The following is a 14224-nucleotide window of genomic DNA, read 5'->3' as shown; positions in this document are numbered from 1 at the left end:
TCATCCTTTCAAATGCTGCCTGAACTCGGTCGGAGTCATCCCTGTGTAATGGCGGAAGAAATGGCTGAAGTAGAACTCGCTTGAGAAATTGAGCTGTGCGGCGACATCCTTCACGGACAATCGCTTGTCCGCCAGGAGCAGCCGTGCCTGGTCGAGGCGCGCGCGCTGTATATGCTCGTGGATCGTTCCCTGTTTTGCCTTCTGGAACATCGCGCGCAAGCCGGAGTAACTCACCTTTCCGATCGATGCGAGTTCCGTCGCCTTCCAGTCGCGCATGGGATTGGCTGAAATGGCGTTCAGCACCCGCACCACGGGAGCGGGCAGTTCGGCTTGCGGCGACACCAAGAGCTTCCGGGCCATCAGCAGCTTGCCCAGCATGTTCGTGATGACCACATGAATCTGCCATTCCCAACCGACGGGACGCCGGCGAACCAGGCGAAGGAGTTCGCTCTGGGTGCGCTTCACAAAACCAAAATCACTGAGTGCAAATTCAGGACCTTCCGTGCCCCGAATTTCCTCATGCCAGAATTCCAGCCCTGGACCTCCAAACCGGAAACCCGCGATCGTGAGATGCCGCTTGGCCGCGGGCAGATACGTGCGCGGTTTGCTCATGTCCACCAGCCACACCTTGCGCCCGCGCGCCAGCGCCAGCCGCCCTTTCTCATGTTCCAGTTCGCCTTCTCCGGACTGCACCCAGAATAGATGCGCGCCAGGTTTTTCGAACGATTGATGGCGGTCAGATTCGGTGATCCGGCGGGATCCGATCGAGAACAAGTGCCATAACAGCCGCCGCGCAATGGGCGACGGCTCGACAAACGTCAGGTGTTCAGCGGTTGGCGCTTCAGGCGCCTCCACAACATCTGCGTCATCGACCGGTCCAGGTTGCATGCGCGCACTATCTCAAGCGACCCTGCCGCACGCAAGCGCCGCGCCTTTGCGAACCGCTGCCGGCCAGGCGTAACTGCCTGGTTTGACTGTCAGCCATATCCTCCCGTCCTTGCCGGCAGCCAGACGCGCAACACCAGGAGCCAGCTCACTCATGACCTTCAAACGCGTCCATCCCATGCGCTGCATCAGGGCCGCCGCCGTCGCCCCGCCCTCGGCATAGACGCTTGTCACGTCTGCCAGACCCAATACCAGTTCCGCAAGACGAACGAGATGTTCAGTCAGCATCCGCGCCGCCTCGGGTCGGCGCATGTTTGGCAGGCCGACGTGCAATATGACCCGCAGGCTTGTCGCGCAAGCTGCCGCTGCCCGGCGCGCCACTGCCAAACGGGCGAGTTCGCTGAAGTCCGCGCCCCAGACGAGTTCCGATGGAAGTGAAAAAATCGGAACTTTGCGGAGCCGGGATGCCCGGACGAACTCGCGGCCCGAGCGGCTTGCTGTTCCGCAGACAAACAACTCACGGCGGGGTTCGTCACAGCGTTCCAGCTCTGCAGTCTCGGATCGCTCAGGAAAGCCGCGCGCCTCGAGCAGCGCGGCAAAAAACTCTGCGGCCCCCGCTGCAACGATTCCCGGCGTTAATCGTCCCGCCCAAACTTTAAGATCCGCCAGCTTCGAAGCTTCCCCGATCCCGATTCCATTTCCCACAAGCGGGTCGGTTTGCCGAAACACCCGCATCGCGCCCTGCCGCGCAGGCCCGAGCAGGTCAACTACCCTCGCCGTGTTCCGCGGGTATTCCGGATCGTGCGCGAACTCGGTTTGATCGATCGGGCGGCCATCAATGTAATACTTGCCGCCGCGGACAATCCGTTTGCGTGACGGATTGGCCGGAACGAGCAAAGCCCGATCGCAGGCAAGCGCATCCATCACGGCGTGCAGTTCAGCTGCGACGTGACCGCGCAGCACGGAATCGACCTTCTTGTAGATCCACTCAGCACCCGCCGCTTGCAGCACCCGCGCGGCGTCGCGATTCCTCTCCACGGCATCGCTGGCGGTGCGGGAACGCGAATCCGTATCGATGCATACCAAATCCGCCCGGCCCGGCCGCGTCCCATGCGTCACGATCTCCGACGTCAAACCATGGCGCAGGCCGAGCGCGCCGATTTCAGCCGCTCCGCTCAAGTCATCTGCAATGACGCCTATCATTGATTTACGACCTATGATTTACGATTTATGAGTTGAGCGTTCTGTCCGTGCTGGTTGCTTCGTGACGACGTGGCTCCTGGCGTCCCTCGGAGAGTTCAACGGCCACGCGAATCGCCTCAAACAAACTGCTTGGATCGGCCGTTCCCCGCCATGCAATATCGAACGCCGTTCCGTGATCAACAGATGTGCGAATGATTGGAAGCCCGAGCGTGATGTTCACCCCCGTATCAAAGGCAAGCATCTTGAAAGGGATGTGGCCCTGGTCGTGATACAGCGTAACGATGGCATCAAAACGTGCGCGCTGATTTTTGGTGAACGCCGCGTCGGGCACCAGTGGGCCTGTGGCGTCGATGCCGCTTTCCCGCGCTTTTTTGACAGCGGGTTCCACAATCTCCTCCTCCTCGCGCCGCCCGAACAGCCCGTGCTCGCCTGCATGCGGATTAAGCCCGCAGACGCCGATGCGCGGCTCTCGTCGCAGCATCCAACGCATGGCCTCGGCCGTCAGCTCAATCACGTTCAACACACGTTCCACCGACAGCTTCGACTCCACATCCAGGTAACCGATATGTGTCGTCACCATGCTCACCGTGATGACTTCGGACCGCAGCATCATGCAGCTTCGCCTGGAACCCGTGAGCGCGGTGAAGATTTCGGTGTGGCCTGGATGGGGGATTCCGGAAAGATTCAATGCCTCCTTGTGGATCGGTGCCGTGACCACACCCGCGATCTGCCCGCGCAAGGCGGATCGGATTGCCTGCTCAATATAAACATATCCAGCCCGGCCACACGCCGCGGAGATCCTTCCCGGTTCCACTGCAGCCGCATCAATGGCACGACAGTCAACCACTGCCGCATCCGTTATCGCTGTCCGCTCCCACTCTTCCAATGTCAGCAATCGCGGCGCATGTGCCGCGCTTCCAAGAGCCAGACGGGAAACTTTATCCAATACACCAGCGTCGCCAAAGAGGACGGGAACACACTGGTCGAGAACGGAAGGTTCGCTCAGGGCGCGCAGGCAGATTTCCGGGCCTATGCCTGCGGGATCGCCCATCGTCAGGCCAAGGACGGGCCGCGCGCTCATACCGCGTGGCCGTGCCCGTTGCCTGAGCCATTTCCGCTGCCATTGAGCTGAAGCTGCATCATCTGCGTCCGCAATTTTTCCATGGCTGCGGCCGAAAGCATGCTCAACGGCGGCAGCACGTAAGGCTCGCAAAGTCCGCGAAAATGCACGGCGGCTTTCAGGACGGACAGGGATTCATTCAGGGTCCTGCCTTTCTGGTAAAGCGCGGCAACCGCATTCATGCGCGAGAAATGTGTCTCTGCCTGCATCCAGTCGCCGCTCCGCGCAGACACGCACAGGTTCTGGCAAACATCGGGGATCAGGTTGCCTACGCTCGGAACGATTCCATCTGCGCCCAGCTTCAACCCCTTTTCCATCAGCGCGCCCACGCCCACAAAAATGGCGAAGCCCGGACGCCCGCCGAATCGCTTGAGCATTTCCTCGAGCCTTTTCGGATTGTTCTCGGAATCCTTCATTCCAGCCAGGTGCGGATGACCCAACAACGATTCAACCGCCTCCAGCGGAATCGAGATCCCTGTGGTCGAAGGCATGTTGTAAAGAATCAAGGGCCCATGCAGGCCATCGAGCAAACGCCGATACCACCCGCCCACATCCGCGGCGCTGACCGCTTCCGTAATGGGAGGATGCACCACAATCGCATCGGCGCCGTCTTCGAAGCAGTGATTGACGAGGCCAAAGTCGGAGGCTGTCAGATCGCCGACGCCTGCATAAACCATGGCCCGGCCTCGGACGGTGCTCGCGGTGAGGCGGACCATCTGGCGGCGAAGCGCCTTTGGGACGTTCGCGCCCTCCCCCGTCGTTCCGAGGACAAAAATCCCGTTCACGCCTCCCTCGATCAAAGTCTCGACGAGCCGGCTCACCGCGGATTCATCGAGCGCGCCTGCCGCGGTGATTGGCGTCACCATCGGGACGACCGTGCCTTCATATTTTAACCCGTTCTTCATTCAAAACCTGCTTCGTAGATCCTGATCGCATCGGCCTCCGTCAGCGGCCGCACATTGTTTTTCAACAGCCGCGCCACCTGCATTGCCGCGCGCGCCATTTCCGGAATGGCGCTCCGGGGAACTCCGAGGTCAGAGATCCATTGCGGGATGCCACACGCTTTCGAAAGTTTCGTGAGGCGCTGGATTCCCTGCTCGGCTGTGCCCGCCGCCGAGCCATTCCGCTGCACGCCCAGGGCGACGGCCACTTCCGCGTAACGTTCTGGCGCCGCGGGCAAATTGAATCGCAACACGGATGGCAGAAGCACTGCATTCGAAATGCCATGCGCAATATGGAAACGGCCGCCCAACGGATACGACAACGCATGCACCGCCGCTGTGTTGACGGGCCCGAGGCAAAGCCCGCCGTAAAGACTGCCCAGTGCCAGGTCCGCGCGGGCATCCACATTCGAACCGTCCTGCACCGCAGCGTGCAGGCTGCGCGAAATCAGCCTGATGCCCTGCAGTGCATATAAGTCCACGGCGGGATGGGAAAAATTGTTGACGAAAGCCTCGATGCAATGCGTGAGCGCATCCAATCCTGTCGCCGCCGTGACTGCGGGGGGAACGGAAAGCGTCAGCAACGGATCAACAAATGCCGCATCGGGAACAAGGTGCGGGCTGATCACGCCCTTCTTCAGTTCGTCACTCTCATCCAGCAGAATGGCGTTTGGAGAAACTTCAGCGCCGGTTCCGGCGGTGGTTGGCAGGCAAACCAGCGGAAGATTCCGGCCAGCCAGCAAACCAATCCCGAACACCTCCTCCACCCGCTGTGTGCCACGCGTCAAAGCTGCGGCGAGCTTCGCCACATCGATTGCGCTTCCGCCGCCGATGCCGAGAACTCCATCCACATTCTCGCTCTTCGCAAGTTCCAGCACGCCATTGAACAGAGCCCGATCCGGCTCGCGGTCCACAGCGGGGCTCATGACCGTTTGAATCGATTCGCCCGCAAGCGCATCCAAGACCGGCTTGAGCGTCGGAATCACAGGTGAACTCGAAACCAGCAGGACGCGCCGGCCTCCGGCCTCTGCGAGGACACGGGCGCACTGCGGCGCGCAGCCGTTGCCGACAACGATCCGCGGGGGTTGAAGCAGCGTGACAATGTTCATGGTGTTCCCACTGTTTCCAGCGAAGCCCGCGCCGGCACAGCCGGGTTGTCGGTAAACAGGAAGCTCGCTGCCCAGCCCACCACGAAAAGAATCGCATGGTTGAACACCCCGATCAGAAACGGGTGCAGCGAATAGTTGAGAGGGCCGAGATCGAGTGCGCGGCCGCCCAGCGCAGGAATATGCACCGACGTCAACGTCGCCCAGCCTGTAAAGATTGCGCACGCCAGGATCCCTACCAGCGCGCCCTTCGCATTGGCGCGCCGCGTCAGTGCCCCCAGCGCGAACAGGCCCAGCATGCCCGCCGTCGCAATCGAGAAAAGTTGAATGCCAAACTCCATCGCGGTTCCAATCCCGATCCACAATTGCGAAAACACGATCGCCAGGATGCCGAGCATCGCCACCGCCAGCCTGCCCACCCACAAGCGCTGCGCATCGGGCGAAGACGGACGCAGCCGCGCGTAAAAGTCATCCACGATCACCGTCGCCATGCTGTTGAGGTCCGAGTCGAGGCTGGACATCGCTGCGGCAATCAACGCTGCAATCACGAGGCCGATTACCCCCACTGGCAATTGTGTCTTGATGAAGTAGGGAACGATGTTGTCCTTGATGGTGGCGACCTCAGCCGGCAACGCCCCGCCGCTCAGCTGAAAAAATGCCCAAAGGCAGGCGCCGAGGAGGAAGAACAACATCCACACAGGCAGGCAGGCTATCGCTCCGAAATAAGCGCTCATCTTTGCCTGGCGATCGGTTTTCGCGACCAGATATTTTTGCACGATATGCTGGTCCAGAGCGTACCGTTGCACGGCCCAAATCCCGCCGCCTACGAGATAAAACCAGATGTTCTCCGTCACCCAGCTGAACGACATGTTTCCAAGCCCGAACTTTCCGCCCTCCCACGCCGTCTGCAGCACTGCCATGGGTCCGCCCGCCGGCCGGAACATCGCAATCGCAAGACACGCAATCGCACCTCCGATCAGCAAAACGCCTTGCAGCACATCGGCGTAAACCACAGCCGCGATCCCGCCCGCGACCGTCATGATCAAAGTCACCATTCCCACAATGAAAATCACCCAGCTGACACTGATCCCGCTTAGGTAGGAAACCGGGATTGCCAGGAAATAAAGGGTGGCGCTCATGTCTACAACGCGGCTCACGATAAATGCCGTCGCGCCGTAAACCCGCGCGAAGTAACTGAAACGTTTCTCCAGATAATCGTAGATGCTCATCTGGATCGTCCGCCGATAGAACACCACGATGAACCGCGAAACCGCGAGCATCACAACCGGCAGCAGGAAAAACGAAGGCAAATTCCACATGTCGCGGGCGTAGACATTGCCTGGATGCCCGATGAAACTCGTGCTGCTGATCATCGTGCCGACAATCGCAAACACCACAACCCAGCCAGGGACCCGCTTTCCAGCGAGGAAGAAATCAGTCGTGGTCTTCTGGTTGCGCGAAAAGTAGAACCCGATTCCGAACACGACCAGGAAGTAGACTAGTATTATGGCTGAATCGATCGCGCTCATCGAAAACCCTGGCCGCCCGGTTTTGAAGAGTTAACCAGCGCGCCATGCGCAAATTCATAGCGCGCTGACACCTTGCCGTCCTCGCTCCAATGCGTCGCTTTCCCATGGGCTTCAAGCCCGACGAAATGGCGCGCGGCGTCGCGGGCGCGCGGCTTGAGGTTCCAATGCGATTCCACGCGTTTCCTCCCGTTCGGCCAATAGTGCGTCCACACCGCCGTGTTCTTTTCAACATCCCGCTCCCACACCCAAATTTTCTTCCCGTCGCGCGTCCACAATGTTTCGATTCCAGATTTCCGGCCACGGATGTAGGTGGTCTCGCGTTCTTTCTGTCCGTTGTCGTAATAAGAGATCTCCTTGCCGTGCAAACGGTAACTTCCGGCTTTCGTGATTTCCGCCGACCAACTCACGCGCTGTTTTCCGTTGGCGTGATTCTCGGCAAATTGTTCGACACGCGCTCCATCCACATCCAGTTCCCCCTCAGCCCGGTCAGAGAAAACCCAGGCCTCATTGAACTCGTAGTGCAGACAAGGGTGGGTCATGGTCGCGAGCACGTGGATCACACCATTGGGCGCCTGTGCCACACTCGCATAGCCCAAAGTTCCCCGGGCACGATCCGCCTCATGCGGCAGTTCCACCGGCAGCCGCTTTACACGCCACGTCATGCCGTCGTCCCTGGAAATCGCCACGAATGCACCCGCTCCATGCGTCCACCCCGGTGGTAATTCCTCCTTTCGGCGATGATAGGAATCCGTGACAAAGCAAAGATGGCCGTTCGCGAGTCGAATGAGGTGTGGGCGCTGATTCCCGCCAAGCGGCGAAAAGATAGTCGAAGTCGATTCCGACCACGTTGCTCCCCAGTTGGTCGAAATGTTTTGTGGCGTGAATCCGTTGACAGCGGTGTTCTTTCCCCCAATGGAGAGCAGCGTATTTCCATCACTCAACAGCGCCATCGTTGAATGGCGTCCTCCCGTCCGTCCGCCCATGTCGCGCCACGTCACGCCTTGATCGGAACTGCGCCAGAGAAAGCTGTTGTCATCTTCAGCATCCATCGCGAAATACATGGACCCGCGTGGATCCCGAAAGGCATTCACGATCGGTTGCGCAGTGAAATCTTTTGGAGGCGCTTCCAGGATGGGTAACGACAATTTCCAGTGAGCGCCGTTATCCTCGGAAGCGGCGATTTTGAACATCATCGGGTTTTCGCGTCCCCCGCCAAAAAACCGCACCGTGCTTCCATCGATCCAAAGCAGCGCCGATTGATCGTTGAAGTCGCGCGTGTGAAAAAATAGCTCGGGAAGATCCCACTCCTCGGCCCCATGACGCAGCCGCGCCTGCACAAACCGCGCCGACGCTGCGCGCTCGTTGTGACCGCGCGGCCCCTCTGCGCTGAAATAAATCGCCAGCACATCGCCGTTTGGAAGGACCGCGAATCCAGGCGAATGGTTGTGGGCGAGCACATTCGCATCCAGTCCCAGCAATGCGCCGATGAGGTTGGTGTCGTTTTCGGGCGGAATCGGCATTGCAAAGCGCACAGCAAAGTGCGGGTTATCCGCGCTCGGGCCGCGCCGGGCGGCTTCGGTTGTTTGCTTCAGGGCGCGATGCGCCATGCGCGATCCTGATAGCGTTTCAGCGGATTCCCGCAGGGAAACATTGAACTGCGCGGCGCTCCTTTCGTCGACAGTGAAGCCCTCCGGGGCGAGGACAATGACCTCACCCTGAAAGCGATTCGTCCCGGCAACGATGTCCGCGGCGAACGTCCGCGTTGACTCCACGCAAAGCAATGCTGACATTGCCATGACGGCAACACGCAACCGACATTTGTTTGTGAGCGATAGCATAGACCTGTTTGGAGGCCTTTCTCTTGTAACCCAAAGCCCCGAATTCGGTCATCTTAAAAGGGCCAAAAGATTTATGGAAAATGCCACCAGCCAGAAACGGCTTGCATCAATTGCCCGCAGGGAATTGTCTTTCCACGCACTATGAAAGCCCTCAATTCCAAGCCGTTCGCGCTCGGCGTGCTTTACGGAAATCGCGACTTTTTCCCGGATCACCTCATTACGGAGGCGCGGGCGGACATGGCAGGTGTGTTTGCGAAACTCGGCATTCGCGCCATTCAGCTGGACGAAAATGACTCCAAGCTCGGTGGTGTGGAGACCCACGCCGATGCCCGAAAGTGCGCTGAACTCTTCCGAAGGCACAGTCACGAGATGGATGGGATCCTTGTCTGCCTTCCGAATTTCGGCGATGAAAAGGGAGTTGCTGACACGCTCAAGATGGCAAAGCTGAACGTGCCGGTTTTGATCCAGGGTTATCCCGACGACCTCAAGCAACTCTCCCCTGCGCGACGGCGCGATGCTTACTGCGGCAAAATATCCGTGTGCAACAACCTGGTCCAGGCCGGGATCAAGTTCACGCTCACGAGCAAACACGTATCGCATCCCACGTCCGCAAGCTTCATGCAGGACCTGCAGCAGTTCATGGGCGTCTGCCGCGTCGTGAACGGCATGCGCGGTGTCCGGCTCGGCGCCGTCGGCGCGCGGCCAGGCGCGTTCAACACCGTTCGTTACTCGGAAAAAATCCTGGAGCGGCACGGCATCAGCGTCACCACGGTTGATCTTTCCGAAATCATCGGCAATGCCAACAAGCTTGATCTGTCGGTTCCGTCCGTCGCAGCAAAGCTCGACGAAATCAAAAGCTACGCGCCTGCCCCGGGCGTTCCCCATGACAAGCTCGTGCAGATGGCGAAAATGGGTGTCGTGCTCGCCGACTGGATGACCGCCAACGCGCTCGACGCAACGGCGATTCAATGCTGGACCTCGGTTCAACAGAATTACGGCTGCAACGTTTGCACGCTGATGAGCATGATGAGCGATCGTTTCATGCCAAGTGCGTGCGAGGTCGATGTCACCGGCGTGCTTACGATGTGTGCCATGCAACTGGCAGGCAACACGCCTGCGGCGCTCGTCGATTGGAACAATAACTACGCCGATGACGACGAAAAGTGCGTGCTCTTCCATTGCGGCAACTGGGCGAAGAGCTTTCTGCCCGACATCAAGATTTCCAACGCCCCGATTCTCGGCAGCACGCTTGGCGTGGAGAACACATATGGCGCACTCGAAGGGCGCACACCCGGGGGTCCCCTGACCTTCGGACGCATCACGACCGCGGATACGGACGGTTGCATCCGCGCGTATGTGGGCGAGGGCGAGCTTACAAATGATCCGCTCGACACCTTCGGCAATCGAGCTGTGGCGCGTGTGCCGAACCTGCAGAAGCTGATGAACTACGTTTGCCGCAACGGCTTTGAACACCATGTCGTGATGACCGTTTCCCAAAGCGCGGCCATTCTCGAGGAGGCCTTTGGAAACTATTTCGGATGGGAAGTGCACCGGCATGGCTGAACAACGCCCCTTCCTGGACCTCCAGCTCAAATCGTTGCGCCTGCGCAAACGCATGCTGCAGGCGATTCGTCATGCAGGCGCCGGACACACGGGTGGCGGCCTCTCCTGCATCGATATCCTGGTGGCCCTATACAACCAGGTGCTAAACATCTCGCCGCAGAATGCGCTGCACCCGCACCGCGATCGTTACGTCCAAAGCAAGGGACACTGCGTTGAAGCGCTTTACACCGTTCTCGCGGATCGCGGCTTCTTCCCTGAAACCGAACTCGACAAGATCTGCCGCTATCAGTCCCATTTCGTGGGCCACCCGACGCGCCACATTCCCGGAATCGAAATGAACACGGGCGCACTGGGCCACGGTCTTCCGATCTGCCTCGGGATGGCGCTCGCCGGGAAAATGGATCGCGCCAATTACCGCGTGTTCACGTTGCTCGGTGACGGAGAGTTGGCCGAGGGTTCGAACTGGGAGGCTGCCATGGCGGCCTCGCATCACAAGCTCGATAACCTCGTCGCGATCCTTGACCACAACACGCTGCAGATCACTGGCCACACGCGTGATGTGTGTTGCAACGAGCCGCTCGAGGACAAATGGCGTGCTTTTGGGTGGGCGGTGCGGACCGTCGACGGACACAATTTCGCGGACCTGGTTGAGGCGCTCAGCGCCGCGCCTGCGCCCGGGCAGCCCACGTTCATCCTTGCCAGCACAGTGAAAGGCAAGGGCGTCAGCTTCATGGAGAACGTGCCGAAGTGGCATCACGGCGTGCCCACCGCCACCGAACTGGAGCAGGCCCTAGATGAACTCACTGCGGCGGAACAGCGGCTGCAAAAAAATTCATGAGCGCCCCTGCCCCTTCAATATTTTCGACGGCTGCAACAGCCATGGCCGAGAAGCTTGGCCTGAGCATGGGACGCGCGAACCTGGACGAGTTCGCGGCAACCATGGAGGAACTCGCGCGCGCCGATCGCAATATTGTCGCGGTAACGAGCGACTCACGCGGCTCCGGCAAGCTCGCACCTTTTGGCAAGGCGTTTCCGGAACAACTGATCGAAGTCGGCATTGCTGAACAGAATCTGGTTGGCATCACGGCCGGGCTGGCTGCGTGCGGGAAGAAATCGTTCGGGGTTTCACCTTCCTGCTTTCTCACCGCCCGCTCGCTCGAGCAAATCAAGAACGACATCTGCTATTCTGACGTCCCTGCTGTGTTGGTCGGGATCAGTGCCGGCGTCAGTTATGGCGCGCTCGGCAGCACACATCATTCGTTGCACGACCTCGCTGTTCTGCGCGCGATCAATAACATCAGCATCATCGTTCCCGCGGACAACTTTGAAACTCGGGAGGCCATCCTAACCGCCGCACGCGCATCAAAGCCGGTCTTTGTGCGCTTCGGCAAGGCGCCCATGTACACGCTGCACGCGCCAGGCACACAGTTTCAAGCCGGCAAGGCGATCCAGCTGGGCGACGGCAACGATGTTGCATTTATTGGGACGGGAGAGACCGTTGTGCATTGCGTGCTGGCAGCGGCGGCGTTGGAAGAGCGCGGCATTCGCGCCAGGGTTTTAAGTGTGCACACAGTGAAACCGCTCGACGCAGAGACCATCCTGCGCGCGGCCCGCGAATGCCGGTCAGTAATCACGGTGGAAGAGCACAGCGTTCACGGCGGTTTGGGCGAAGCGTGCGCCGGCCTCCTCATGCAGGCGGGCGTGCACGTGGCGTTCCGCATGGTAGGCATTCCAGATGAAGAAACCGTCACAGGTTCGCAAGCGGACATTTTCCGCCATTACGGAATTTCGATGGAAAGTTTGTCGGCAGTGGTTATAAAGGCACGGGTCCCATGAGTCCCATGGGTCTTATAGGATCCATGGGACTGATGGGGAAAAAAGGGAAAACATATGCAAGAGGGATTCATACCGCCGCACGGGAACTACCGCGAGCTTCTGTCCTACCGGAAATCAGAGATGATCTACGACCTGACTTTCACCTTTTGCAAGCGCTTTTTCGAAAGACGAGACCGGACGATCGACCAGATGGTTCAGGCAGCGCGATCCGGAAAGCAGAACATTTCCGAAGCCTCAAAAGCCTCAGGCACCTCGAAGGAAACCGAAATCAAGCTGACGAACGTGGCTCGTGCCAGCCTGGAAGAACTTCTGCTCGATTACGGCGATTTCCTACGCGCGCGCGAACTGAACATCTGGGACAAGAACTCAACAGAGGCTCTCTACGTGCGCAAACTTGGCAGCCGGCCCGACTCTACGTACGAGATCTTTCGTCCGTTTGCGGAAAGCCGTCCTGCGGAGATCGTAGCCAACATCGCCATTTGTCTCATTCACCAGGCGAACTACCTCCTTGATCGCCAGATCCTTCGTCTCGAGCAGGATTTCACCCGGCACGGCGGCCTCCGCGAACGCATGTTCGAAGCCCGCCGCCGCCATAAGTCCCATTAGTCCCATTAGTCCCATTAGTCCCATTAGTCTCATTAGTCCCATGCTCCTAGCCCTTGACCAAAGCACCTCTGCAACCAAAGCGCTCGTCTTTTCGCCGCAAGGCGAAGTCCTCGCCCGGGCCAGCCGCGAGCACCGCCAACTCTACCCGCAACCCGGCTGGGTCGAACACGACCCTGAAGAAATCTGGCAGAACACGCTCGCCGTCCTCAGGGAGGTGGTGGAACAACATCGCCATCCCATCAGCTTCCTCAGCCTGACGAACCAGCGCGAAACGATCCTCATCTTCGACCGTAAAACCAGCAAACCCTTGCACAATGCGCTGGTGTGGCTCGACCGCCGCGGCGATGGGATTTGCGCCGATCTCATTCGTTCCGGCCATGAAAGCACCGTGCGGGAAAAGACCGGGCTCAAGATTAATACATATTTCTCGGCTTCAAAACTCAAGTGGCTCATCCAGGAAAAACCCGGCCTCGCGCAAAAGCTTAAAACCGGTGAAGCGGTCATTGGAACCATCGACACCTATCTTATCCATCGCCTCACGCATGGAAAAACTTTTGCCACCGATTTCACCAACGCCAGCCGCACGCTTCTGTTCAACATCGCCGAACTTCGATGGGATCCAGAGCTGTGCAACCTCTTCGAAGTTTCTTCTCGCGCTCTGCCTGAAGTGCGGGAAAGCGCGGCTCAGTTCGGCGATACTGATCTCGAGGGCCTGCTTCCAAACCCAATTCCAATTGCAGGGGTGATGGGCGATTCACAGGCAGCTCTCTTCGCCCAGCGCTGCTTCACGCCGGGAACCGCAAAAGCCACGTTCGGAACAGGAACGTCGGTCATGCTGAATGTGGGCAGCGCATTCCGCCTGCCTGAAAAGGGAAGCGTGCTGGCCCTGGCATGGGTGCTCAATGGCCAGGCCACTTTCGCGCTTGAAGGTCTCATCAACTTCTCCGCGGCCACCATCGAATGGTTGAAGAATCAAATGGGACTGATCCGCGACGCCTCGGAAGTCGAAGCTCTGGCGTGCTCTGTGCCCGACAACGGCGGTGTGCATCTCGTCCCCGCCTTCGCAGGCCTGAGCGCGCCCTACTGGTCTCCTGATGCGCGCGCCGCAATTCTCGGCATGAGCGCCCACACCCGGCGCGAACACATCGTCCGCGCCGCCCTCGAGTCCATCGCGTACCAGCTTCGCGACGTCCTGGACATGATGAGCGCGGAAGGGCATCGCGTCACCCGGATTGCTGCTGATGGAGGTCCAACCCGCAACCAGTTTCTCATGCAATTCAGTGCGGACATCACTCGTGCCGAACTCGCCGTTGCGCAGACCACCGAACTGTGCGCCTGGGGCGCTGCGCTGAATGGATTGCTGAACCAGAAGATCTGCGGATCGCTGCAGGATCTGGAGCGCATCGGAAACACACACATCTCCTACGCTCCAAAGCTGGATTCCGCCCAGGCAACTGCCCTGCATCACGCATGGCAGCAGGCTGTGCGCCGGGTAATCTGAATTCCCAGTTGCCAGCCCGCGATCGCGCCAAAAGATGCGTAGCTTCCTGGCCAAATCCGGTTAGCGGAAGGCGTGCGCTGATGTACGTTGTGTTCA

The 14224-nt window shown here is 59.4% G+C and carries 12 protein-coding genes; 5 read left to right on the top strand and 7 right to left on the bottom strand.

All coding sequences use genetic code 11. The features are described 5' to 3' along the window. From VEH04_05480 to VEH04_05450, 7 genes are read right to left on the bottom strand one after another with little or no spacing between them, the layout of a single operon-like run. Positions 1-888 carry an AraC family transcriptional regulator gene (locus VEH04_05480; protein HYG22217.1) on the bottom strand — a complete coding sequence of 296 codons (888 nt, stop codon included), beginning with the start codon at positions 886-888 and terminating at the stop codon, positions 1-3. 12 nt (positions 889-900) lie between these two features. Further along, positions 901-2088, bottom strand: a complete 1188-nt coding sequence (locus VEH04_05475) for a four-carbon acid sugar kinase family protein (protein HYG22216.1) — start codon at positions 2086-2088, stop codon at positions 901-903. A gap of 25 nt (positions 2089-2113) precedes the next feature. Further along, positions 2114-3169: a 4-hydroxythreonine-4-phosphate dehydrogenase PdxA gene (pdxA, locus tag VEH04_05470; protein HYG22215.1), complete on the bottom strand. Its 1056-nt coding sequence runs from the start codon at positions 3167-3169 to the stop codon at positions 2114-2116. After that, positions 3166-4113 carry a dihydrodipicolinate synthase family protein gene (locus VEH04_05465; protein HYG22214.1) on the bottom strand — a complete coding sequence of 316 codons (948 nt, stop codon included), beginning with the start codon at positions 4111-4113 and terminating at the stop codon, positions 3166-3168. The genes pdxA and VEH04_05465 overlap by 4 nt, the downstream gene beginning before the upstream one ends. Further along, the gene (locus tag VEH04_05460) at positions 4110-5258 is read right to left on the bottom strand and encodes an iron-containing alcohol dehydrogenase (GenBank protein ID HYG22213.1); all 1149 of its coding nucleotides are present in this window, start codon (positions 5256-5258) and stop codon (positions 4110-4112) included. The genes VEH04_05465 and VEH04_05460 overlap by 4 nt, the downstream gene beginning before the upstream one ends. Continuing rightward, the gene (locus VEH04_05455; GenBank protein HYG22212.1) at positions 5255-6784 is read right to left on the bottom strand and encodes a sodium/solute symporter; all 1530 of its coding nucleotides are present in this window, start codon (positions 6782-6784) and stop codon (positions 5255-5257) included. The genes VEH04_05460 and VEH04_05455 overlap by 4 nt, the downstream gene beginning before the upstream one ends. Beyond that, on the bottom strand, positions 6781-8574 hold the full coding sequence (locus VEH04_05450; GenBank protein ID HYG22211.1) for a hypothetical protein: 1794 nt from the start codon (positions 8572-8574) through the stop codon (positions 6781-6783). Before VEH04_05450 ends, VEH04_05455 begins: the two co-directional genes overlap by 4 nt. 189 nt (positions 8575-8763) lie before the next feature. Between VEH04_05450 and VEH04_05445 the strand changes: the two genes are divergently transcribed. Genes VEH04_05445 through glpK form a run of 5 tightly spaced genes read left to right on the top strand, consistent with a single transcriptional unit; the run spans position 8764 to position 14128 of the window. Beyond that, positions 8764-10185, top strand: coding sequence for an L-fucose/L-arabinose isomerase family protein (locus tag VEH04_05445; GenBank protein HYG22210.1), 1422 nt, complete (start codon positions 8764-8766; stop codon positions 10183-10185). After that, positions 10178-11023, top strand: a complete 846-nt coding sequence (locus tag VEH04_05440) for a transketolase (GenBank protein ID HYG22209.1) — start codon at positions 10178-10180, stop codon at positions 11021-11023. The genes VEH04_05445 and VEH04_05440 overlap by 8 nt, the downstream gene beginning before the upstream one ends. Continuing rightward, on the top strand, positions 11020-12021 hold the full coding sequence (locus tag VEH04_05435) for a transketolase C-terminal domain-containing protein (protein HYG22208.1): 1002 nt from the start codon (positions 11020-11022) through the stop codon (positions 12019-12021). Before VEH04_05440 ends, VEH04_05435 begins: the two co-directional genes overlap by 4 nt. Positions 12022-12075: 54 nt before the next feature. Continuing rightward, on the top strand, positions 12076-12627 hold the full coding sequence (locus VEH04_05430) for a four helix bundle suffix domain-containing protein (GenBank protein ID HYG22207.1): 552 nt from the start codon (positions 12076-12078) through the stop codon (positions 12625-12627). A 40-nt stretch (positions 12628-12667) separates the two neighbouring features. Continuing rightward, positions 12668-14128, top strand: coding sequence for a glycerol kinase GlpK (glpK, locus tag VEH04_05425; protein HYG22206.1), 1461 nt, complete (start codon positions 12668-12670; stop codon positions 14126-14128). Positions 14129-14224: the final 96 nt, after the last annotated feature.

The sequence above is a fragment of the Verrucomicrobiia bacterium genome, assembly GCA_035629175.1.
In the GTDB taxonomy this organism is placed as follows: domain Bacteria; phylum Verrucomicrobiota; class Verrucomicrobiia; order Limisphaerales; family DASXHY01; genus DASXHY01.
The sequence above is the reverse complement of the archived record's forward strand: the minus strand, read 5'-3'. Positions and strand labels throughout refer to the sequence as shown.

Excerpts from the sequence above, each read along its gene's own strand:
- VEH04_05480 (HYG22217.1), bottom strand. The coding sequence starts at position 888 with ATGCAACCTGGACCGGTCGATGACGCAGATGTTGTGGAGGCGCCTGAA.
- VEH04_05475 (HYG22216.1), bottom strand. The coding sequence starts at position 2,088 with ATGATAGGCGTCATTGCAGATGACTTGAGCGGAGCGGCTGAAATCGGC.
- pdxA (HYG22215.1), bottom strand. The coding sequence starts at position 3,169 with ATGAGCGCGCGGCCCGTCCTTGGCCTGACGATGGGCGATCCCGCAGGC.
- VEH04_05465 (HYG22214.1), bottom strand. The coding sequence starts at position 4,113 with ATGAAGAACGGGTTAAAATATGAAGGCACGGTCGTCCCGATGGTGACG.
- VEH04_05460 (HYG22213.1), bottom strand. The coding sequence starts at position 5,258 with ATGAACATTGTCACGCTGCTTCAACCCCCGCGGATCGTTGTCGGCAAC.
- VEH04_05455 (HYG22212.1), bottom strand. The coding sequence starts at position 6,784 with ATGAGCGCGATCGATTCAGCCATAATACTAGTCTACTTCCTGGTCGTG.
- VEH04_05450 (HYG22211.1), bottom strand. The coding sequence starts at position 8,574 with ATGTCAGCATTGCTTTGCGTGGAGTCAACGCGGACGTTCGCCGCGGAC.
- VEH04_05445 (HYG22210.1), top strand. The coding sequence starts at position 8,764 with ATGAAAGCCCTCAATTCCAAGCCGTTCGCGCTCGGCGTGCTTTACGGA.
- VEH04_05440 (HYG22209.1), top strand. The coding sequence starts at position 10,178 with ATGGCTGAACAACGCCCCTTCCTGGACCTCCAGCTCAAATCGTTGCGC.
- VEH04_05435 (HYG22208.1), top strand. The coding sequence starts at position 11,020 with ATGAGCGCCCCTGCCCCTTCAATATTTTCGACGGCTGCAACAGCCATG.
- VEH04_05430 (HYG22207.1), top strand. The coding sequence starts at position 12,076 with ATGCAAGAGGGATTCATACCGCCGCACGGGAACTACCGCGAGCTTCTG.
- glpK (HYG22206.1), top strand. The coding sequence starts at position 12,668 with ATGCTCCTAGCCCTTGACCAAAGCACCTCTGCAACCAAAGCGCTCGTC.